The sequence below is a fragment of the Heyndrickxia coagulans DSM 1 = ATCC 7050 genome (genome assembly GCF_000290615.1).
Classification (GTDB): domain Bacteria; phylum Bacillota; class Bacilli; order Bacillales; family Bacillaceae_C; genus Weizmannia; species Weizmannia coagulans.
Window position 1 is genome coordinate 1 of record NZ_ALAS01000046.1, and the last position, 21,141, is coordinate 21,141.

Sequence of the window (21,141 nt, forward strand, 5' to 3'; positions counted from 1 at the left end):
AAGTAAAGCACGGTAGCCGAAAGTGTACAAAAAGAGTGTCTTGGAATACCCGATATTTAAACCTTGTCGAGAAAAACTTGACACATACTGCACTCTGGCAGGACTTGCATTGTGCCTTCCAATATGATAAATTATTATAGTGAATTTTTAACGAAAAATGAAGAGATGAAAGCATAAATATGTTCTATTTCTGCTTCGCAACAGGAGGAGGGAATACAATGCCGAAAAAATGTGCAATTACAGGACGTAAAACGGTATCCGGCAATAAACGTTCTCACGCCATGAACGCAAACAAACGCACCTGGAAAGCGAACTTGCAAAAAGTGCGCATTCTGGTGGACGGCAAACCGCAACGCGTCTGGGTTTCCGCCCGCGCTTTGAAATCCGGAAAAGTCGAACGTGTATAATGCAAAAACAGGAAACCGGGTATCCGGTTTCCTGTTTTTTTGTAATTTGCGGCAAAAAAAAACCGGCGCGCCGCCGATTTTCCCGCTGTATAAAATGAACTGCCCCTTCTAACCGCCATGCGTCGATTTTATCTCTTACCCTTTTTTAAAAGTCCCCAGCATGGCCCTTACAATACCGCCCAAAAATTTAGGCAGTTTAATCGTATAAAATTTCATGTATGTCCCTCCCCATTCAAATACAATCCGGGTCTCCCGCACATTATATTCATGCGTAAGCGAAAAGGATACAGCCTGCTTGTTCATGAAATATCATTAATCATGGCTTCTTACCATCATTAATATGCCGCTTGAAAAAGAAAAAGTACCAAAATCCCGGATTAGTTCATTGCTGACACAAAGGGTGGTGCCCCTTACAATATGCCGATTTTCAAGCGGATACTTAAATCCGGTTAATGAGATCCCTTCTACTTCTTCCGTCAACGGGAGAAAGGAAACATACGGATACGCATCGATTTTTTCAATTGTATAAGTTCCGGGCAAAAACATTTCCACGCGGTTCTGCCTGTCGATCATCTCTATTTTCCCTTTAAATTGCAAAACTTTTTCATGCACAAGTAAAAGGACATTGGTAAAAGCATGGTCGAGCCGCCCGCCGGTAGCGCCGAGAATGCGGATCACTTCCGGGTTCCGGCTGATGGCCCACATCAAGGCCAGCTCCATATCGGTCTCATCTTTTTCGGGCTGGAATTTCCGGATATGCTGAAGTTTCCGGTTGATCCAGCCCCATTCTTCCTGATTGACGGAATCAAAGTCGCCAAAGGCCATTTCCGGGATGATCCCTTGTTTAAGCAAATGCAGCACGCCCCTGTCCACACCCGCCCATGCCGCCTGTTTGTCCTCCGCATATGGCGCAAGATCCGGCACATTTTCGGGCGGGCCGCCTGCTAAAATATAGATTTTCTTTTCCATGCCTCATTCCCCTTTTATACGATGGATTTAAGACAATCTTTGTCCGCTCCCCGCAGGCTTTTCATGCGGAAAAAGCCGGATGAACCCCGGCTGTTGTTTTACTGCCCGTATTTTAATGCCCGGATCGCTTGTTTCCGGTTCTTGCTTTTAAAAATATTGGAGCCCGCAACCAGCACCGTTGCACCGGCCTGTTTGCATTTTTGCGCTGTTTCCGGATCGATGCCGCCGTCAACTTCAATGTCAAATGCAAGCCCCTGTTCTTCTTTTAAACGGTACAGTTTCTCAATTTTCGGGACAACGGATTCAATAAAAGCCTGTCCGCCAAACCCGGGATTGACCGTCATCAGCAATACAAGGCCGACATCCCCCAGGATCGGCGCAATCCATTCGATGGGTGTTGCGGGATTTAAGACAACGCCCGGATTTACCCCAAGAGACCGGATTTCCTGGATCGTCCGGTGGAGATGCCTGCACGCTTCCACATGGACAGAAATCGTGTCTGCCCCTGCTTTCGCAAAAGCTTCCAAATACTGGTCCGGATTTTCAATCATCAAATGGACGTCGAGCGGAAGCTTTGTGACCGGCCGCACCGCCCCGACAACAAGCGGCCCCATCGTAATGTTCGGCACAAAATGGCCGTCCATCACATCAATATGGATCCAGTCCGCTCCGCCTTCCTCCACATCTTTAATTTCCTCTCCCAATTTCGCAAAATTTGCAGACAAAATAGAGGGTGCGATTTTTACCATCGTCAATACCTCGGCTTTCTGTTTTTAATTTCCTGAAGAAACTGGATGTAATGGCTGTACCGGAATGAAGCGATCTCCCCTTCGGCCAAAGCAGCTTTTACCGCACAATGCGGCTCGTTTTCATGCAGGCAGCCGCGGAACTTGCAGCCGGCCGATTTTTCACTGATTTCAGGAAAATAGTCCCCGAGCTCGGATAATTCCACACCAGTGAAGTCCAGTGAGCTGAAACCCGGCGTATCCGCCACGAGCCCGCCTCCGACCGGCAGCAGTTCAACATGGCGGGTGGTGTGCTTCCCCCTGCCCAGATGCGTGGAGATTTCATTTGTTTTTAAATCCAAAGCAGGGTCCAGACGGTTGAGAATGGACGTTTTCCCCACTCCAGACTGACCGCAAAAGACGGTGATGTTTCCTTTCAATGCCGAAAGCAAAGCATCTATCCCTTCGCCTGTTTTCGCCGATGAGAATATAACCGGGTAACCGATTTGCCGGTATACTTCAAGCGTACCGTGCAGCCTTTCTCTTTCCTCCGCGCCCAGGAGATCGCATTTTGTAATCAGAATGAGCGGGCGGATCAGGTTCTTTTCAATTGGGACTAAAAAACGGTCCAAAAGCAGCGTATGAAAGTCCGGTTCTTTTGCGGAAAAAACCAAAACAGCCTGATCCACATTGGCAATCGGCGGGCGCACGAGTTCATTCTTTCTTTCGCCGATGTCCAAAATATAACCTTCCCGGCCGTTTTCTTTTTGGAATTCGACATGGTCCCCGACGAGCGGGGTGATTTTCTTTTTCCGGAAGACGCCTCTGCCCCTGCATTGGTAAATTTCGCCGTCTTCACGATTTTTCACATAGTAAAATCCGCTTAAAGCCTTGATGATTTTTCCTTCTGCCATACATCCACCTCCATCTCTCCGGCGCTTTCAAATCGGGGAGGCGCCGGGGTACGGCCCGGCGCTTTCTCAGTTTGGATACGGAACGGTCTCTTCGGCGATGACTTTGCCGTCCCTCATGATTTTATATGTTGCCTCTTTCCCGTATTCAATGGTAAACTCCAGCTGCTTTTTCACCGTTTTCGTAATCTCAAACGTTTGAACAGGTGCGGACATCGAATGGTTCATGTCTTCAATATAAATTTGCACTTCCTGTTTCGGGTCTTCTTGTGCAGTTGCATCTGTTTTGCTGCCGGCATCATTTCCGCTTGATTGCCCGTTGCTGTCACCGGGCTGGCTGTTTCCATCCGAACCGGAACTTTTGCTGTGGTTTTCATTTGTGCTCCCGGCGGAATCCGTATCCGGCTCATACGGGATCGTTACTTCTTTTGTAACCGTCTTTGGCGGCATTTCTTTCTGCCCTTTGCTGATGGTCACTTTTACTACCGAGCCCTTCTTCAGCTCGGTTCCCGGCTGCGGGGATTGCGAAATGACATGGTCCTTTTTCACGGTATCCGAATAATCTTTTCCGGCATATTCAATGGAAAAACCGGATGTTTTTTCATATGCGTCCAACTGTTTTTTTGAAAACCCGGTTAAATCCCCGATTGCATAAGTTTCCGGGCCTTTGCTCACAGTAAAGGTAAGCACCGTGCTTTCCGGCACCACTTTTTTATTGGGCGCGGGATCCTGCGACAAAATGGTCCCTTGTGCACTGTCATCGTACACTTCTTCTTTATCGATGTCTTTAAAATGTTCCCCGCTCAATAAATTCACGACGTCGTCAAACTGCCTGCCGGTATAATCGGACAGGGCAAATGTTTCTTTTCCCGTGCTAATGTAAAGGGAAACTTTTGTCCCCTCTTTGATTTTTTTCCCGGCTTCGGGATCCGTTTTGATGACCTGCCCCTTTGGTACCGTTTCGCTTGTTGTTTTAATCTTCTCCCCGGTTTTCAGGCCGTGCGCCGTAAGCACGGCGTCGGCAGCATCAGCCGTTTTGCCTGATACTGCCGGGACGCTGACGGTTTTCGGGCCGAGCAGAGACGGCAGCAGCAAGGCGGCAAGGCCGGCAAGCACGAGCAGAAAGGCGAGAGCGCCGGCAACGAACGGCCATTTTTTTCGCCGTTTTTTCTCTTTTTTGTCCCGCTTTGTGTCCGGTTTCTTTTCTTTTTTATTTTCTCCGGCCGGATTTGCGATAATGGTTTCTTCATTCCGGTCGGGGCCGGCAGCCACTTCGGAAATCACCGGCATAATTTTCGTCTGATCTTCGTCTTCCGGAATCACAAATTTCGGTTCATTGAGCCTTTCCGGCAGGAGTGCGGTCCGGATATCCTCCCCCATTTCTTCGGTGCTGTTATAACGGTAAAACGGATCTTTCGCCGTTGCTTTTAAAACAATATTTTCAACACTTTGGGGAATATCGGGATTCCACCTTTTCAGCGACGGCGTCTCGCTTTGCAAATGTTTTAAAGCAATGGAAACGGCAGATTCCCCCGAAAAAGGAATCCTTCCCGTTAAAAGTTCGAACATCACGATGCCGAGTGCGTATATATCCGATTTATATGTGGCAACACCGCCCCTTGCCTGCTCGGGGGAAAGATAATGGACCGAACCGAGCACGGCATTTGTCCGGGTGATCGAAGTAGCGGATAGAGCGATGGCAATCCCGAAGTCCGTAATTTTCACAACACCGTCATGGCTGATTAAAATATTTTGCGGCTTAATGTCACGGTGGATAATATGGTTGTCATGGGCATGTGCGATCGCCGCCGCAAGCTGCCCCATAATGTCCAGCGTTTTCTCAACGGAAACCGGGCCGTTTTGCTGTATGTATTGTTTTAGCGTCATGCCCTCGACATTTTCCATGACGATATAATTTAAATCATCCTCTTCGCCGATATCATAAATACTGACAATATTCGGATGGACCAGGCTCGTTGCCGATTGGGCCTCCCTGTGAAAACGCTGGATAAACTCCGGCTCATCTGCAAAATCCGGGCGCAGCACCTTGACGGCCACATCACGGTCCAAAATCATATCGCGGGCCAGATAGACGTTTGCCGTGCCGCCGCCGCCGATCAGGCTTTTGACTTTGTAGCGGCCGCTGATCCGTCTTCCGATTAGCATGAATGGCACCCGCCTTTATTGCGGCCGGACGCCAGAAGCACAATCGTAATATTGTCTTCCCCGCCGTTTTCATTGGCATAATCCACAAGCATTTCCGCTTTCTTCCCGAGCGGCAGATCTTTTTCAAGCACTTCTTTCATCACTTCCGTCGGCACTTTATTCGACAGGCCGTCTGAACAAAGCAGCAAAGTATCATTTTCTTCAAATACAATCGTTTTTAAGTCGGGCGAGATCGAATCTTCCGTCCCAAGCGCCTTCAGAATCACATTTTTATGCGGGTGATTTTCGGCATCTTCTTTTGAAATCTGGCCGGTTTTGACGAGTTCATTGACCAGCGAATGATCTTCCGTCAGCTGTTGGAAGCCGTTTTCATTAAAAATATAGCCGCGGCTGTCTCCGACATTGGCGATGGAAATAAAGCGCTCGGTGCAGACCGCTGCAACCAGTGTGGTGCCCATTCCTTCGCATTCAGGGTGATGGGCGGCATGATCAAATAAACGGGCATTCACCTCGCGGATCGTCTCAGAAAGCCACGCCTCTGCAGATTCCGCATCGGCAACCGGGCCGAATTTTTCAAACGCTTCTTTAAAACATTGCACCGTCATGCCGCTCGCAATGTCACCCGCACGATGGCCGCCCATGCCATCTGCAACAATCGCAAGGAGATCGCCGCCGGCATTTTCAAAGACTCCCCCATTGTCTTCGTTATGCTGCCTTACTCTGCCCTTATCCGTTTTATAGACAGATTCCATTATACCCCCACCTTCATACTCTTTGACGTGTTTATCATCGGGCAAGCCTATGCTTTACCGGCCTTTTTGCGGATACTGGCGATGAAAAAACCGTCCCCGCCGAAGTCCTGCGGAAAAATCTGCATCCGGTATCCGTCAACTAAAGATTCCATTGCTTCAGGGACGTGCAGCGGATACGGTTCAAATTCCGGATGTTCCTGCAAAAATGTTTCAATCGTCCCTTCATTTTCTTCCCGGTCGACGGTGCAGGTGCTGAAAACTAAGATGCCGTCCGGTTTTAACAGTCCCGACACGCCCGATAAAATTGAAAGCTGGACCTGCTTTAGCGCATGGATATCGTCAACGGTTTTCGCATATTTGATATCCGGTTTCCGCCGCAGAACCCCAAAACCTGTGCACGGCGCATCGACAAGAATGCGGTCAAAAGTGGTTTTTTCAAAATGGGCGCCTGCATTCCGGCTGTCCATCGCAACCGCTTCGACCTGTCCGGTACCGAGCCTCTCTGCGTTTTCCCGGACCAGTTTGGCCTTATGGGGATGGAGATCGAGCGCGATTACTTCCCCCGTTCCTTCCAACTTTTCCGCAATATGGGTGGTTTTTCCGCCCGGTGCCGCACAAGCGTCCAAAATCCGCTGGCCTTCCTGGATGCAAAGCGCATAGGCAACCGCCATCGAACTTTCATCCTGGATGGTGAAGAGCCCTTCTTTAAAGCATGCCGAGCGGGCAAGATTACCTTTTCGCGACCGGACAGCTTCCGGAATAACCGGGCTCCGCTCAACGGTAAACCCTTCCCGTACCAGTTTTTCGATGACTTCTTCCACGGATGCCCGGTTCAGGTTCACCCTTGCTGTCTGTAACGGCGGAATCAGGTTTGCTTCACACATTTCTTTCGTTGTTTTATAGCCGTAAGCTTCCGCCCATCTTGCCACAAGCCAGTGCGGATGGCTCGTTGCCACCGATAATCTTTCAAGCGGGTCTTCTATTTCCTTTAAACTTCTGAGCCCCCCGCGCTGGATGGCGCGCAAAACGCCGTTGACCATTCCGGAAATCCCGCGGTGGCCGCGTTTTTTGGCGATTTCCACCGCTTCAAAAATAATCGCGCGGTCAGGGATTTTATCTAAGTATACCATTTGATATATAGACAAGCGCAACAAAATCCGCACCCAATTTTCAATTTTTTTGCGCAAAAACGGGGCGAGAAAATAGTCCAGTGTCTGCTTTCTCTGCAACGTGCCATAAGTGATTTCCGTAAGCAGCGCCCGGTCAGGGCCGTGGAACCGGTATTTTTCAATATAGCGGTCAAGCAGCAAATTGCTGTACGACTCGTTTTTCTCCACTGCCTCCAAAAGTTCAAGCGCTGCTTCGCGAACATTTTTCCGGTCTTTACTCATCTTCATCTCCAAATTTCATCCCGGGTGCAAGGCCGCCCGCTGAACCGTTTAAAAATTCCGCAACCGCCATCCGTTTCTTCCCGGCAGGCTGCAGTTCCGTAATTTTAATGCCAGTTGTGCTGCCCGTTGCGACCACGATCCCGTCTTTTTTTATCGTGACGATGGTGCCCGGTTCCGCATGAACGGAAAGCGGCACTTTTTCGCTCTTCCATATTTTAAACGTTTTTCCGCCATGTACGGTATAGGCACCCGGCCACGGGCACAGGCCCCTGATTTGGTTGTAAATGGATTCCCCCGGTTTTTTCCAATCGATTTTTTCCTGGCTGCGCGTAATATTATGGGCAAACGTCGCCTTCTGTTCATCCTGCGGCACCGGCACAATTTCTTTTGCCAGGATTTTCGGAAGCGTTTCGGATAAAAGCATAGCACCCGCTTTGCTCAACTTGTCATGGAGGGTGCCGGCATCATCGGTTTCTTCAATTTCGACTTCCCGCTGGCTGAAGATGTCGCCGGCATCGAGTTTTTCCGCCATATACATAATGGTTACGCCGGTCTTTTTCTTCCCTTGTAAAATGGCTGTATGGATCGGCGCCCCGCCGCGCAGTTCCGGAAGCAGTGACGCATGGACATTAATGCAGCCGAACGGGGGCGCATCAAGCAATGCTTTCGGCAAAATCTGCCCGTACGCGCATGTAACCACAACATCCGGCTTGAGTGCCAAAATGCGGGCGAGGCTTTCCGGCTGGCGCAATTTTTCCGGCTGAAAAACCGGAATGCCGTGCTTTTCCGCCTCCCGTTTTACAGGCGGGGGCGTTAAGATCTGTTTTCTGCCAACCGGCCTGTCCGGCTGTGTCACAACCCCAATGACCTCGTACCCGTCGCGGATCAGCGTCTGTAAAACCGGCACGGCAAAGTCCGGCGTCCCTATAAACACCACTTTCGTCATTCGGTATCATCCTCCTCAAAAACCAAGTCTTCCTCATCCACATAATCGATGATTTTGGACGTAAACAAAACGCCGTGCAGATGGTCGATTTCATGCTGCAAAGCGCGGGCAAGGAAATCTTCCGCTTCAATCGTGAACGCCTTTCCGTTTGCGTCCTGTGCTTTTACTTTCACATAACGGGCGCGTTGAACCGTGCCGTAAACGCCGGGAAAGCTCAGGCAGCCTTCGACATCGGTCTGTTCCCCGCGCCTTGTTACGATTTTTGGATTGATGAGGTCAATCCGGCCTGCCCCATCGCCGGTATCGACAACGGCGATTTGCTGGCTGATGCCGACTTGCGGAGCGGCAAGGCCGACCCCGTCCGCTTCAAGCATCGTTTCATACATTTCATCCAGTACCGCTTTTAAAGACGGGCCGAATGCCGTGACCCGTTTGCATTTTTCCTTCAAAACAGCGGCAGGATATTTTACAATCTCCATCATTTCGAATCACTCGTTCCTGTTACATCATCATATTAGGATTGACATCGACCGCGATGCTTAATCCTTCCGAGGCAATCTGGTGCTGGAAATGTTCCAGCAAAACAGATAATGTTTCATTGAGCCGCGGTTCCCGTTTGTATTTTATCAGACATTGGTAACGATATCTATTTTTCACACGGGGGACCGGGCATGCCGAAGGGCCTAAAATCACACTTCCGCCCGACACCCGATTCCGCATAAAGCCTGCGATTTTTTCGGATGCGGACATGGCTTCCATCACATTTTCATGGCTGACCGTAATCAGGGTGAGATAGTAAAAAGGAGGGTAGGCGCCCACTTTCCGCATTCTCATTTCCTGGCGGTAAAAGCGTTCATAGTCCTGCTCCCCTGCAAATTGGATGCTGTAATGTTCGGGGGTATATGTCTGGACAACAACCTCGCCTTCCAGCTGGTGCCGCCCCGCGCGCCCGCTTACTTGTGTTAAAAGCTGAAACGTTTTTTCGGACGCCCTGAAATCGGGCAAATGGAGCATCGTGTCCGCATTCAGCACGCCGACAAGCGTAATATTCGGAAAATCGAGCCCTTTTGCAATCATCTGCGTGCCGAGCAAAATATCGGCTTCCCCGTTTGCAAAGCTTTGAAGCATCCGTTCATGCGCCCCTTTCCGGCCGGTTGTATCGACATCCATCCGGATCACGCGCGCTTCAGGCAGCAGCCGCCCGAGCTCCTCTTCCACTTTCTGCGTCCCTGTCCCGAAATAGCGGATATGGGAACTCCCGCATTCCGGGCATGTTGCGGGCACAAACGTCTCGTAACCGCAGTAATGGCATTTCATTTCGTTTGTGGAGCGGTGATAGGTAAGCGAAATATCGCAGTTCGGGCATTGCTGCACATACCCGCAGTCCCGGCACATGACAAAGGAGGAATATCCCCTTTTATTTAGCAGCAGCACGGTTTGCTGTTTTTTCTCCAGGCGCTCTTTCAGTTTTTCAAAAAGCTCTCTTGAGAACATGGAACGGTTGCCTGCGCGCAATTCTTCGCGCATGTCGACAATCGAAACTTCGGGAAGCGGGTGGTTGTTCATCCGTTTTTCCATTTTCAGCAACGTATAGACCCCTTTTTGCGCGCGGGCAAATGATTCAAGCGACGGGGTGGCGCTGCCGAGGATAACCGGGCAATGGTGGTTTTTGCTCCGGAAAAGGGCGACGTCCCTCGCGTGGTAGCGCGGGTTGTCTTCCTGCTTGTAGCTATTTTCATGCTCTTCATCAATAATAATGATGCCAAGATTTTCAAACGGGGCAAAAATCGCCGACCGCGCCCCGACCACCACTTTCGCTTCTTTGCGGGTAATTTTCCGCCATTCATCGTATTTTTCACCGACCGATAAGCCGCTGTGCAAAACCGCCACATCTTTGCCGAAACGGCTTTTAAAACGGTTCACCATTTGCGGCGTTAGAGAAATTTCCGGGACAAGGACAATCGCCTCTTTCCCCTGGTTCAGCACTTCCTGTATCGACTGGAGATAAATTTCCGTTTTTCCGCTGCCGGTTACGCCAAAAAGCAAAAACGTTTCGTTTCTGTTTTCGCGGACCGCGGAAAGGACCGGGCCGATTGCCTGTTTCTGTTCCGCAGTCAAAGCATGCGGCACGCTCTTTTGAAATTGGCGGCCGGCATACGGGTCGCGGTACGATTCTTCCTGTGTTTCTGCCAGCCATCCTTTTTCAAGCAATGTTTTGATAACCGCCCGCGATACGCCGGCTGTTTCCGCCAGTTCGGGAGAAGGCATCTTTGCATCCGGATTTTCCAGGAAAAATTGCAGCACCTGCTTTTGTTTCGGGGCATTTTTCGGCACTTTTTCCATCCGTTTTTCGAGCTCGCCTTTGGAACTCGGGCAGAAAATGAGCCGGACCGTTTTCTTGTTGGCTTTGCTTTTGACTTCATATACGACTTCCACCGATCCGTTTTTCGCTTCTTTTTGCAGAAACGGCAGAAAGCCCTTTTGCTGCGCTTCTTTCCATCCGATTTCGCCGCTATCCCCGAACACTTCGTCAAGAAAAGGGTTGGCGCCCCCGTCCTGCCTTTTGATGCGTTTTTCGTATTTTGCCTTCATCGCGGCCGGCAGCATCGCCTGGTAAGCAGAGATTTTCAGGCAAAGCGTTTCCTTTGCAAGCCAGTCCCCGAGCGCAAGCAGCTCCGCATTCAAAACCGGGGCCAAATCCTGCGGCGCAATGATTTCACGCAAGTTCTTCACTTCCGAACGGTCTTTTATGCCCGCAACAAATCCCTGGATCGTGCGCGGGCCGAACGGGACAATGACGCGCATTCCCGGTTGGATGGCCGTTCCCCATTTTTCCGGGATCCGGTAATCAAAATATTTATCCGTCTGCATTGCCGGTATATCGACAATCACACTTGCAATCTTCATTTCTTTTCGTCCTTTTCGATCTCGCGGCAGATTTCGCGCAAAATTTCCCTTGCCGCCTCATGCTTGGAAAGCAGCGGGAGTTCCCGTTTCGAGCCGTCGCGTTTAAAAATGGTCACGATATTTGTATCGCCGGCAAATCCGGCGCCTTCCCGGCTCACATCATTGGCGACAATCATATCCGCACGCTTCCGTTCCATTTTGCCGCGCGCATAGTTTTCGAGATGATCAGTTTCCGCGGCAAAGCCAACGAGAAAAGGCTTGTCCAGCCTTTCGCCAAGTTCTTTTAAAATATCTTTTGTCCGTTTCAGTTCTAGCGTCAGGTTGCCCGGCTGCTTTTTCATTTTTTTATCGAAGACACGGACCGGCGTGTAGTCTGCCACGGCCGCGCTTTTAATGATGATATCCGCTTCCTTGTAGCGGCCCATGACCGCATGATACATCTCCTCTGCGCTCTCCGCTTTGATGATTTCCGTTCCGGCGGGCGGTGCCAGCGTGTCCACGCTTGTGACAAGCAAAACGTTTGCCCCCATATTGGCCGCTTCTTCGGCAAGCGCAAATCCCATTTTTCCGGACGAACGGTTTGAAAGAAAGCGGACGGGATCAATTTTTTCAATCGTCGGGCCGGCTGTCACTAAAACCGTTTTCCCGGACAGCGGTTTCGGCCCGCCGCTGAAAAAATCTTTCAAAAGCGCCACGATGTTCTCCGGTTCTTCCAATCTTCCTTTTCCGGTATAGCCGCATGCGAGATGCCCGTCCGCAGGCTCGATCAGCCGGTAGCCGAAGCCTTTGAGCGTTTCCAGGTTCCGCCGGACAGCCGGGTGGCCGTACATATGGACATTCATTGCCGGCGCCACCCATACCGGCGCAGTCGTGGCGAGGATCGTAGTCGAGACCATATCATCCGCTATTCCGTTCGCCAATTTTCCAATCATATTCGCGGTGGCCGGCGCAATGAGGACAAGATCCGCCCAGTCTGCAAGATCAATATGGGCGATTTTCTCCGGGTGTTTCTCATCAAATGTATCGGTGTACACTTCATTCCGGGAAAGCGCCTGAAACGTTAACGGCGCCACAAACTTGCAGGCGGATTCCGTCATGATGACTTTCACATGTGCGCCGGACTGCGCCAGCTTGCTTGTGAGCGCAGCCGCTTTAAAAACGGCAATCCCTCCGGTTACGCACAATAATATATTTTTCCCAAGCATCCGTATGCCCCCTGTAAAGTCTCAGTCAATATCCTTACGACCATTCTAACAAAAAAGCAAATATAAGAAAAAGGGCTGACGCCATATCCGCCAGTCCCTGCTCTGTGATTTTCCGTATAACCGTACCAAGATAACTTAAGAAGCCGTTCCATCGTGTTTGATCCGGAGGACGCCGGCATAAATTTCTTCAAGCGCCTTGCCGACATTTTTATCGGAAACATATTTTTCAAGCACTTCGTTATGCTGGTCCTGCAGCTGGCGGGCACGTTTTGCCGCGATCGTGACAAGGGAATATTTCGAATCGATAATTTTCAACAGTTCATCAATGGAAGGATAAAGCATCTTATTCAACCTCCAGAATTTTTTTATACAGCTTCGCAACGCGTGCCGTCCGGCAATGTTCCGCGACGACAATGGCTTTGATTTTTTCGCAGGCGTTTTCTATTGTATCATTTTCCACAACGTAATCATATAAATTCATCATTTCAATTTCTTTGCGGGCTTTTTCCATCCGGTCGCGGATCCTTTCGGCAGATTCCGTCCCGCGCTGCGTGATCCTCGATTCCAGTTCGGACAAACTCGGCGGCGCAAGAAAAATAAATAAGCCGTCCGGAAATTTTTCGCGGACCTGCCGCGCGCCCTGCACTTCTATTTCGAGAAAAACATCTTTTCCCGCTTCCAATGTTTCCTTCACATAATCGACCGGCGTCCCGTAATAATTGCCGACATATTCCGCGTACTCCAGCAGTTTTCCCTGCCTGATCAGTTCTTCAAATTCTTCGCGTTCTTTGAAAAAATAATCCACCCCGTCGATTTCGCCTTCCCGCGGTTTTCTCGTCGTCATCGAGATGGAATATTCAAATTTCGTATCCGGCTGCGAAAAAATGGCTTTCCGTACGGTCCCTTTCCCGACACCGGACGGACCGGATAACACAATGAGTAATCCTTTTTTCTTCAACGCTATACCTCCTCGCCATCTGTTTCCCCGTCCGTGACACGGTGCGCCACTGTTTCCGGCTGAACTGCGGAGAGAATCACATGGCCGCTGTCCATCATTATCACTGCCCGGGTTTTTCTGCCGTAAGTCGCATCAATTAAAGTGCCGCGCTCGCGTGCATCCTGGATGAGCCGCTTAATCGGCGCTGATTCCGGGCTTACAATGGAAATGATGCGGTTTGCCGAAATGATATTTCCAAAGCCGATATTAATGAGTTTCACCACCTGCATCCTCTCCCGCTCGCATACAATTGGCTTTGCGCGAATCATTCTATATTCTGCACTTGCTCGCGCATCTTCTCAAGGACCGTTTTGAGCTCAACAACGGCTGTTGAAATACCGGAAGTATTTGCTTTCGATCCAATCGTGTTCACTTCCCTGTTCATCTCCTGGATCATGAAATCCAGTTTTCTGCCGATTGGCTCATCAAGCGCCAATGTTTCGCCAAATTGAATCAAGTGGCTTTCAAGCCTTGTCACTTCTTCATGAATATCGGATTTGTCGGCAAACAGCGCTGCTTCCTGGACGAGCCTCGCTTCATCCAGCCGGCCGCCTGATAGCTCCTGCATCCGCTTTTCAAGTTTGAATCGGTATGTAGAAACGAGCGACTGCGCTTCTGTTTTGATATGATCCACCTGCTTTGAAATCGTTTGGAGGTGTTTTTCCAAATCAGTTTTGAGCAGGGAACCTTCTTTTTCGCGCATAAGCCGCAACTGCCCGGCCGCCTCTTTGCAGGCTTCCAGGACAAGGGTGAGGATTTCTTCATTATCTTCCTCTATTTCTTCTATTGTAACTAAATCTTCGCGGTTTAATAACTCGCGAATGCCAAAACCTGATTCAATTCCGTATTGCTCACGGATCCGGCTTAAAAACCGGTGGTATTCGTCCAGCAAATCCCAGTCGACCCGCAGCCTGCGTTTGACAAGCCCTTCACCGAAAATGGTGACAAACACGTCAATACGGCCGCGTTGCACATAGTTCCCGATGATTTTTTTCAACTCTTCTTCCACTTTGACAAGCTGCTTCGGCATCCTGATCTGATATTCGCAAAAGCGATGGTTGACAGACTTGATCTCCACCGTCACACTGAACTGCCGCGTCTCCCGGCGGCCTCTGCCATAGCCCGTCATGCTTAAGACCATCTTCTCACGCCCAATCTCTTCTTACATCTACCATCACGCCGGTTTTAACCTTCACGACTTTCATCGCGCCTGTCCCCGGCCCGGTGATAATAGCTTTTACGGAGATTATACCGCGCCCCGCCCATTTAGGAAAGGAAATCTTAACCGGAGCGCCTGGGGAAATTTCGCCAAAAGAAAAAGTAATAGAGGATCCCCTATTACTTTTAAGATTATAGCATAATTCAAGGTTTTTTTCTTAAATAATATGTCCCTGCAAGCAAAAATGTCGGAATTGCACTCATGCAGAGGACGAGCAGCCAGTCTTTCGGCAATATCGGTAGCGTATGGAAAACCGGCTGGAGGGCCGGAACATAAATCACGGCAAGCATAAGTAAAACCGATGACAAAACAGCAAGCACAAGATAGACATTTCCAAACGGGTTGCGCGCGAGCACCGAGCGTTCGCTGCGGCAGTCAAACACATGGATCAGCTGGGCAAGGACAAGTGTTGCAAATGCAATCGTTTGTGCATAAGCAAGCCGGTCGGGGTGCTGGTAATATACGGTTACAAAAGCGGCAAGTGTCGCGGACCCGATCAGAAAACCGCGCGAAATCACTTTCCAGCCGAGCCCGCGCGCAAACACCCCTTCACGCGGATGGCGCGGATTCCGCTTCATCACATCTTCTTCCGGCTGGTCGAGGCCGAGCGCCATCGCCGGCAGCCCATCCGTCACGAGATTGACCCAAAGAATTTGGATGGGAACGACCGGAAGCGGCAGGGACAAAAGCATTGCAAACAGCATCACAAGGATTTCACCGACATTGGAGGCGAGCAGATAACGGATAAATTTCCGGATATTTTCATAAATATTGCGGCCTTCCTGGATCGCCGCTTTAATCGTCGCGAAATTATCATCGAGCAAAATGAGCGAGGAGGCTTCTTTTGCGACATCGGTTCCGGTAATGCCCATCGAGATGCCGATATCGGCTGTTTTAATGGCCGGTGCGTCATTGATGCCGTCCCCTGTCATGGCAACGACTGCCCCGCGGTTTTGGAAAGCTTTAACGATTTTCAGTTTATGGTCCGGCGATACGCGCGCAAACACGGAAACTTCGTCAATCACGTCTTCCAGCTCATCCACCGTCAGTTCGTTCAGCATCGTGCCGTCCACCACTTTTTCATGGCTTGTGCGCAAAATCCCGAGCTGCCTCGCAATTGCTTTTGCGGTCACAGCATGGTCGCCTGTAATCATCACCGTCCGGATGCCCGCTTCCTTACATTCTTTAATGGCTTGTCTGACTTCTGGCCGCGGCGGATCGATCATCCCCTGGACGCCGATAAAAATCAAATTTTTCTCCGCCTCTTGTTCACTTTTTGCCGTTTCTCCTGCTGCAAGCGGCTTGAACGCGATGGCGATCGTCCGGAGTGCCTGGGCAGCCAAAGATTCGACCGCTTTCTCTACTTTCCTCCGTGTTTCCAGATCAAACGATTGTTCCCTTCCGTTCCAGAGCACCGACCGGCTTACCCCGAGCAGCACATCCGGCGCGCCTTTTGTGATCACAAACCGTTTGCCGTGTTTGTCACGGATTACCATGCTCATCATTTTCCGCGTTGAATCAAACGGAAATTCCTGTTCAACTGTAAAATCTTTCAGCAGTAATTCCCTCGTTAAACCGGCCTTCAGGGCGGAAACGAGGAGCGCGCCTTCCGTCGGGTCGCCGTCTATCACATATTCTTTGTTTTTCACTTTCAATTCGGCATGGTTGCATAATAGCCCGAACGTCAAAAGCTGGTAGACGCTTTTTTCCTTTAAAGGGTGGATTTCCGTTCCATTGTCCGTAAAAATCCCTTTCGGCTCATAGCCCGTCCCGGACACTTTCCACGTCTTTCCGCCGCTCCATAAATGGGTGACTGTCATTTTGTTTTGCGTCATGGTGCCGGTTTTATCCGAGCAGATGACTGACGCACAGCCGAGCGTTTCCACCGCCGGCAGTTTCCGGACGATCGCGTTTTTCCGGATCATGCGCTGGACGCCGAGCGATAACGCAATTGTCACAATCGCCGGCAGGCCTTCCGGAATCGCCGCAACCGCGAGCGAAACTCCCGCCAGAAACATGGAATACAAGTCATGCCCGTGCCAGACGCCGACAAGGACGACAAGGAGGGTTAAAAGCAGCGCCACCACGATTAAAATTTTTCCCAGCTGCTCGAGCCTTCTTTGCAAAGGGGTCGCCATCGATTCGGCGTTTTGAATCATATCGGCAATTTCCCCCATTGCCGTCTGCATCCCGATCGCGGTGACGATGCCGATGCCGTTGCCGCGCGTTACCATCGTCCCCATAAACGCCATATTATGCAAATCGCCGAGGCCCGCATTTTCCACAGGAATCGGTTCCGTTGATTTCGGGGAAGGGATGGATTCTCCCGTCAGCGCCGACTCTTCAATTTCAAGATTATTAGCCTTTACAATCCGGACATCGGCGCCAACCCGGTCCCCGCTTTCAAATTTTAAAATATCGCCAAGCGTCACTTCTTTCGAAGGGATTTTTACCCATCGCCCGTTTCTTCGCACATTGACTTGCGGTGCGGAAAGTTCTTTTAATGCTTCAAGCGATTTCTCGGCCCGCCGCTCCTGAAAAAAGCCGAGAAACCCGTTAATCAATACAATGGCGATGATCGCGACCGCATCGACATATTCGCCTAAAAATCCGGAAATCACGGTTGCGGCAAGCAGGACGAGCGTCATAAAATCTTTAAACTGGCTGAGAAAGAGCATAAGGGCAGATTCTTTTTCCGCCTCTTCCAGTTCATTAAACCCGTACTGCCTGACTCTTTTTTCCGCTTCTTTTTCGGTGAGCCCTTTTTCCAGATCAGTTCCGAATTCCTGTTCTACTTCTTTTTCACTCATTTCGTGAAACATCATGAAAATACACTCTCCCCTGCTTCTGCCCATTATTGTCTTAATAGCAACATATTCAGCCCTGTCCAAAAAAATGATATAATTTAACATGCCAACGACCGGCGCAATGCTTAAAACATTGCGCGAAAGAATTGAGGAATGCGATATGTCATTTGACGGATTATTTACAAGAGCGATGGTAAAAGAACTTGTTGATACGATAAAGGGTGGACGGATGAACAGAATCCACCAGCCGTACCAGAATGAACTGGTCCTGATCGTGCGTGCAAACGGGAAAAACCGGCGGCTGCTTTTGTCGGCACACCCGGCCTATGCGCGCATTCAGCTGACGGATGAACCGTTTGACAACCCGCAGGACCCGCCGATGTTTTGCATGCTTTTAAGGAAACATCTGGAAGGCTCCGTGATCGAGGATATCCGCCAGGCCGGCCTTGACCGCGTTGTTGTCTTTGACATCAAAAGCCGCAACGAAATCGGGGATATTTCCTATAAACAGCTGTACGTTGAAATCATGGGCCGCCACAGCAATATCATTTTGGTCGACAAAGAGCGGAACCTGATCATGGACAGCATCAAACACGTCCCGCCGGCTGTGAATACGTACCGGACGATTCTCCCCGGGCATGAATATGTCATGCCCCCTGAGCAGCACAAACGGAATCCGCTTGAAGCAACAAAAGAGGATGTCATCGCAGCGCTCGACTGGAACAGCGGGAAAATGGACAAGCAGATTGTCGCGCAATTCGCCGGGGTCTCCCCTCTTTTGGCAAAAGAGATCATGCACCGGGCGAAATTTTCGAATCCGGAAGCGGTGACGGACGCGTTCTTGTCCGTTATGGAGCCGATTAAAAAGTTTGACCTCCAGCCGGTGATGATCATGGGTGCACAAAAAGAATCATTTTACATGATCCCGCTTACGTCCCTTGAGGGCGAAACCAAAACTTTCCCGACTTTAAGCGCGCTGCTTGACCGTTTTTATGCCGGGAAAGCCGAACGTGACCGCGTCAAGCAAAAAGGCCATGATCTTGAGCGGTTTGTGAAAAATGAACTGGAGAAAAACGAAAGCAAAATCAAAAAGCTGGAAGCCACGCTTGAGGAGGCGCAAAATGCCGAACAGTTCCAGCTGTACGGCGAACTTTTGACAGCAAATTTGTATGCCGTGAAAAAAGGAATGGACAAAGTGAAAGTGCAAAACTATTACGATGAGAACGGGGCAATGGTTGAAATTCCGCTTGATCCACTGAAAACCCCTGCGGAAAATGCGCAAAGCTATTTTTCCCGCTACCAGAAAGCGAAGCATGCGCAAGTCGCAGTGCGTGAACAGATCAAAAAAGCCCGGGATGAAGTGCTGTATTTTGAAAACCTCCTCCAGCAGCTTGAAACAGCCTCGCCGAAAGATATCGGGGAAATCCGCGAAGAGCTGGAAGAAGAAGGCTATTTGAAAAAACGGCACAGCCGCGCCCGGCGGAAAAATGCAAACAAAATCGCCCTCGAAAAATACGAGGCTTCGGACGGCACGGAAATTCTTGTCGGAAAGAACAACAAGCAAAACGATTATTTGACAAACCGGGTAGCCGCCCGCGATGAAATCTGGCTGCACACAAAAGACATTCCCGGGTCGCATGTTGTCATCCGCAGCAAAAACCCGGCGCCGGAAACGATTTTGGAAGCCGCATCACTCGCCGCCTATTTTAGCAAAGCGCGCCAGTCCGCTTCCGTCCCGGTCGATTATACGAAAGTGCGCTACGTGAAAAAACCGAACGGCGCAAAACCCGGATTTGTCATTTACGAGAACCAGCAAACCGTTTATGTCACACCGGATACCGACAAAGTGCTGGCCATGAAAAAAACGAAGGATGCATGAAAAACACGGAATATGTTGTAAACAGCGCAGGCCCAGGCATTGCGCTGTTTTTTTTGGTAAAAAAATGTTTTCGGAAACGAATGATCTAAATAAATCCCAAAATATTGAAATGGCTGCCTTGATTTATTTTGTCAGATATTCTATCATTTTAGAAAACAATTTATATTTGGAGGTCTTCACATGGCAACTTTAGAAAAAATCAGCGCGTTTGCAGGGAAAACGTTCACCGTATGGGTGCTGATTTTTGCAGTCATCGCTTATTTTTTGCCCCAGCATTTTGCGTGGATCGGGAATTATATCGTACCGTTATTGGGCATTGTCATGTTTGGGATGGGGCTGACGCTTGAATTATCAGATTTTAAAGAAGTTTTCAAAAAGCCACTTGAGGTGGCGCTCGGCGTCATCGGCCATTTTGTCATCATGCCGCTTATTGCTTTTCTGCTTGCAGTCGGGCTCAACTTGCCGAAAGATATTGCCATCGGCGTCATTCTTGTCGGTTGCTGCCCGAGCGGAACGGCTTCGAACGTGATGGTGTTTCTCGCGCGCGGAAATGTGGCGCTTGCTGTTGCGATCGCCTCCGTGTCCACGATTCTTGCGCCGATTGTCACACCGCTGTTAATCCTGCTGTTTGCCAGCAAATGGGTGCATGTCAGTGTATGGTCTTTATTCCTTTCGGTTGTGCAAGTGATCATTGTGCCGCTTTTGCTCGGATTTATCGCGAAAAGGTTTTTCGGCAAACAGGCGCGCGCCGGCGCAAAAGCGATGCCGCTTGTCTCGGTTGTGGCGATCGTGCTGATTGTAGCGGGAGTGGTCGCCGGAAGCGCCGAAAAAATCGCACAAACGGCTTTACTCGTTTTTGCTGTCGTTATTTTGCATAACTTGCTTGGCTTTATCATCGGCTTTTTCTTCGCCCGTTTGTGCGGGATGGACCTTGCCAAGCAAAAAGCGGTTTCGATGGAAGTCGGCATGCAAAATTCCGGGCTCGGCGTTGCGCTTGCTACCGCGCATTTTTCCCCGATTGCCGCCGTCCCGAGCGCGATTTTCAGCGTCTGGCATAATTTGTCTGGTTCGTTGCTCGCAAACATCTACAGCCGGATGAAAGATAAAAAGGCAGTAAAACCCGACGCGAACCCGGCCGCAAGCCAGCATGTGTGAGAAAAAGAGGGGCTGCCCTGCGTGCGCAGGCCGGCCCTTTTCTCTTATACGCCCCGTTTGTTCCCCCACACCAATGCATGCAATTGGGGAAGGACATAAGCATCATTCATTTCTTCTGCCTGCAAGGCCAGATTGATCAGCCATTCATATCTTCCGGTCAGCATTTTCGCTAATGCATCCCGGTCAGGCAAAGTAACATCCGGATTGCCGACTTGTAAATAGAAGGGAACAGGCGGATAGCGTTTATGGATCTTTTTGGCGTAATCAAAATCCTCCTCGTCGAAAACAACAATTTTTAAGCAAAAATGGCTCCCCGCCATTGTTAACTGGCCAATCATCCAATCCAAAGCCTCAAAATCTGTGTCCATGCCGGAACTCGGCGGTTTTGGCGAAATGGTCACATCATCAACGTCCGGAAGCCAATTTTGCCAGCGTGATCCCTGTGTCTCAACTGCTGTGCGGATATGATGCGTTTTCAGCAAATCAACCAGTTCGCCAAGGCCTTGCAACAAAAGTGGATTGCCTCCCGAAATCGTGACATGGCTGAAGTTTTCCCCTCCTGTTTCTTTTAGCTTCCGGAAGATCTCCTCTGCCGTCATCAGCGCAATCCGGCTTTTTTCCTCCTTCAATAAAGTTCAATTATCTCTCATTTACTCGCATATTCTCCAAATTTCATAGGTATTTGATTTACACCTAATCGTTGTC

The 21,141-nt window shown here is 50.0% G+C and carries 19 protein-coding genes and 1 pseudogene; 3 read left to right on the forward strand and 17 right to left on the reverse strand.

The window, feature by feature from the left end; translation table 11 throughout:
• Positions 1 to 218: 218 nt before the first annotated feature.
• Positions 219 to 407 (forward strand): 50S ribosomal protein L28, encoded by a 189-nt coding sequence (gene rpmB, locus IC21_RS01360; protein ID WP_013859045.1) that lies wholly within the window; start codon positions 219 to 221, stop codon positions 405 to 407.
• Between the two features lie 135 nt (positions 408 to 542).
• Here rpmB and spoVM read toward each other — a convergent pair whose 3' ends face one another.
• The 16 genes from spoVM to IC21_RS01440 form a co-directional block, all read right to left on the reverse strand.
• Entirely contained in the window at positions 543 to 623 is an 81-nt protein-coding gene (gene spoVM, locus IC21_RS01365; RefSeq protein WP_017551496.1) for a stage V sporulation protein SpoVM, read from the reverse strand.
• Positions 624 to 719: 96 nt separating this feature from the next.
• Positions 720 to 1,376, reverse strand: a complete 657-nt coding sequence (locus IC21_RS01370; protein WP_029142524.1) for a thiamine diphosphokinase — start codon at positions 1,374 to 1,376, stop codon at positions 720 to 722.
• 98 nt (positions 1,377 to 1,474) lie between these two features.
• A complete protein-coding gene (rpe, locus tag IC21_RS01375) occupies positions 1,475 to 2,125 on the reverse strand; it encodes a ribulose-phosphate 3-epimerase (RefSeq protein ID WP_029713840.1) in 651 nt (216 codons plus the stop codon).
• Between the two features lie 2 nt (positions 2,126 to 2,127).
• Entirely contained in the window at positions 2,128 to 3,015 is an 888-nt protein-coding gene (gene rsgA, locus IC21_RS01380; protein ID WP_017552949.1) for a ribosome small subunit-dependent GTPase A, read from the reverse strand.
• Positions 3,016 to 3,081: 66 nt separating this feature from the next.
• Positions 3,082 to 5,178, reverse strand: coding sequence for a Stk1 family PASTA domain-containing Ser/Thr kinase (gene pknB, locus IC21_RS01385; protein ID WP_029142525.1), 2,097 nt, complete (start codon positions 5,176 to 5,178; stop codon positions 3,082 to 3,084).
• A complete protein-coding gene (locus IC21_RS01390) occupies positions 5,172 to 5,930 on the reverse strand; it encodes a Stp1/IreP family PP2C-type Ser/Thr phosphatase (protein ID WP_019722002.1) in 759 nt (252 codons plus the stop codon). The genes pknB and IC21_RS01390 overlap by 7 nt, the downstream gene beginning before the upstream one ends.
• A 47-nt stretch (positions 5,931 to 5,977) precedes the next feature.
• Complete coding sequence (gene rsmB, locus IC21_RS01395; protein WP_029142526.1) at positions 5,978 to 7,321, reverse strand: 16S rRNA (cytosine(967)-C(5))-methyltransferase RsmB; 1,344 nt, start codon at positions 7,319 to 7,321, stop codon at positions 5,978 to 5,980.
• Positions 7,314 to 8,267, reverse strand: coding sequence for a methionyl-tRNA formyltransferase (gene fmt / locus IC21_RS01400; RefSeq protein ID WP_013859037.1), 954 nt, complete (start codon positions 8,265 to 8,267; stop codon positions 7,314 to 7,316). Before fmt ends, rsmB begins: the two co-directional genes overlap by 8 nt.
• Positions 8,264 to 8,749 carry a peptide deformylase gene (gene def, locus IC21_RS01405; RefSeq protein ID WP_029142527.1) on the reverse strand — a complete coding sequence of 162 codons (486 nt, stop codon included), beginning with the start codon at positions 8,747 to 8,749 and terminating at the stop codon, positions 8,264 to 8,266. Before def ends, fmt begins: the two co-directional genes overlap by 4 nt.
• Before the next feature lie 19 nt (positions 8,750 to 8,768).
• On the reverse strand, positions 8,769 to 11,174 hold the full coding sequence (priA, locus tag IC21_RS01410) for a primosomal protein N' (protein WP_029142528.1): 2,406 nt from the start codon (positions 11,172 to 11,174) through the stop codon (positions 8,769 to 8,771).
• Entirely contained in the window at positions 11,171 to 12,379 is a 1,209-nt protein-coding gene (coaBC, locus tag IC21_RS01415; protein WP_013859034.1) for a bifunctional phosphopantothenoylcysteine decarboxylase/phosphopantothenate--cysteine ligase CoaBC, read from the reverse strand. The genes priA and coaBC overlap by 4 nt, the downstream gene beginning before the upstream one ends.
• Before the next feature lie 135 nt (positions 12,380 to 12,514).
• Positions 12,515 to 12,721 (reverse strand): DNA-directed RNA polymerase subunit omega, encoded by a 207-nt coding sequence (gene rpoZ, locus IC21_RS01420; protein ID WP_013859033.1) that lies wholly within the window; start codon positions 12,719 to 12,721, stop codon positions 12,515 to 12,517.
• Position 12,722: 1 nt separating this feature from the next.
• Positions 12,723 to 13,337, reverse strand: a complete 615-nt coding sequence (gmk, locus tag IC21_RS01425; RefSeq protein ID WP_013859032.1) for a guanylate kinase — start codon at positions 13,335 to 13,337, stop codon at positions 12,723 to 12,725.
• A 2-nt stretch (positions 13,338 to 13,339) separates the two neighbouring features.
• Complete coding sequence (gene remA / locus IC21_RS01430; RefSeq protein ID WP_019721996.1) at positions 13,340 to 13,645, reverse strand: extracellular matrix/biofilm regulator RemA; 306 nt, start codon at positions 13,643 to 13,645, stop codon at positions 13,340 to 13,342.
• Entirely contained in the window at positions 13,642 to 14,517 is an 876-nt protein-coding gene (locus IC21_RS01435) for a YicC/YloC family endoribonuclease (protein ID WP_017552941.1), read from the reverse strand. Before IC21_RS01435 ends, remA begins: the two co-directional genes overlap by 4 nt.
• 221 nt (positions 14,518 to 14,738) lie before the next feature.
• A complete protein-coding gene (locus IC21_RS01440) occupies positions 14,739 to 17,420 on the reverse strand; it encodes a cation-translocating P-type ATPase (protein WP_029142529.1) in 2,682 nt (893 codons plus the stop codon).
• A 142-nt stretch (positions 17,421 to 17,562) separates the two neighbouring features.
• Here IC21_RS01440 and IC21_RS01445 point away from each other — a divergent pair, with 142 nt between their 5' ends.
• Positions 17,563 to 19,281 carry an Rqc2 family fibronectin-binding protein gene (locus IC21_RS01445; protein ID WP_029142530.1) on the forward strand — a complete coding sequence of 573 codons (1,719 nt, stop codon included), beginning with the start codon at positions 17,563 to 17,565 and terminating at the stop codon, positions 19,279 to 19,281.
• Positions 19,282 to 19,461: 180 nt separating this feature from the next.
• Entirely contained in the window at positions 19,462 to 20,436 is a 975-nt protein-coding gene (locus tag IC21_RS01450; protein ID WP_019721991.1) for a bile acid:sodium symporter family protein, read from the forward strand.
• A gap of 44 nt (positions 20,437 to 20,480) precedes the next feature.
• Here IC21_RS01450 and queE read toward each other — a convergent pair.
• Positions 20,481 to 21,053: pseudogene (gene queE, locus IC21_RS01455) on the reverse strand (7-carboxy-7-deazaguanine synthase QueE); the annotation flags it as partial.
• Positions 21,054 to 21,141 lie beyond the last annotated feature (88 nt).

Coding starts and splice junctions, on each gene's coding strand:
- IC21_RS01390 (WP_019722002.1), bottom strand. CDS start 5,930: ATGGAATCTGTCTATAAAACGGATAAGGGCAGAGTAAGGCAGCATAAC.
- coaBC (WP_013859034.1), bottom strand. CDS start 12,379: ATGCTTGGGAAAAATATATTATTGTGCGTAACCGGAGGGATTGCCGTT.
- rsmB (WP_029142526.1), bottom strand. CDS start 7,321: ATGAGTAAAGACCGGAAAAATGTTCGCGAAGCAGCGCTTGAACTTTTG.
- IC21_RS01450 (WP_019721991.1), top strand. CDS start 19,462: ATGGCAACTTTAGAAAAAATCAGCGCGTTTGCAGGGAAAACGTTCACC.
- rpe (WP_029713840.1), bottom strand. CDS start 2,125: ATGGTAAAAATCGCACCCTCTATTTTGTCTGCAAATTTTGCGAAATTG.
- def (WP_029142527.1), bottom strand. CDS start 8,749: ATGATGGAGATTGTAAAATATCCTGCCGCTGTTTTGAAGGAAAAATGC.
- priA (WP_029142528.1), bottom strand. CDS start 11,174: ATGAAGATTGCAAGTGTGATTGTCGATATACCGGCAATGCAGACGGAT.
- rsgA (WP_017552949.1), bottom strand. CDS start 3,015: ATGGCAGAAGGAAAAATCATCAAGGCTTTAAGCGGATTTTACTATGTG.
- rpmB (WP_013859045.1), top strand. CDS start 219: ATGCCGAAAAAATGTGCAATTACAGGACGTAAAACGGTATCCGGCAAT.
- IC21_RS01370 (WP_029142524.1), bottom strand. CDS start 1,376: ATGGAAAAGAAAATCTATATTTTAGCAGGCGGCCCGCCCGAAAATGTG.
- pknB (WP_029142525.1), bottom strand. CDS start 5,178: ATGCTAATCGGAAGACGGATCAGCGGCCGCTACAAAGTCAAAAGCCTG.
- fmt (WP_013859037.1), bottom strand. CDS start 8,267: ATGACGAAAGTGGTGTTTATAGGGACGCCGGACTTTGCCGTGCCGGTT.
- spoVM (WP_017551496.1), bottom strand. CDS start 623: ATGAAATTTTATACGATTAAACTGCCTAAATTTTTGGGCGGTATTGTA.
- IC21_RS01440 (WP_029142529.1), bottom strand. CDS start 17,420: ATGATGTTTCACGAAATGAGTGAAAAAGAAGTAGAACAGGAATTCGGA.
- rpoZ (WP_013859033.1), bottom strand. CDS start 12,721: ATGCTTTATCCTTCCATTGATGAACTGTTGAAAATTATCGATTCGAAA.
- IC21_RS01435 (WP_017552941.1), bottom strand. CDS start 14,517: ATGGTCTTAAGCATGACGGGCTATGGCAGAGGCCGCCGGGAGACGCGG.
- remA (WP_019721996.1), bottom strand. CDS start 13,645: ATGATTCGCGCAAAGCCAATTGTATGCGAGCGGGAGAGGATGCAGGTG.
- IC21_RS01445 (WP_029142530.1), top strand. CDS start 17,563: ATGTCATTTGACGGATTATTTACAAGAGCGATGGTAAAAGAACTTGTT.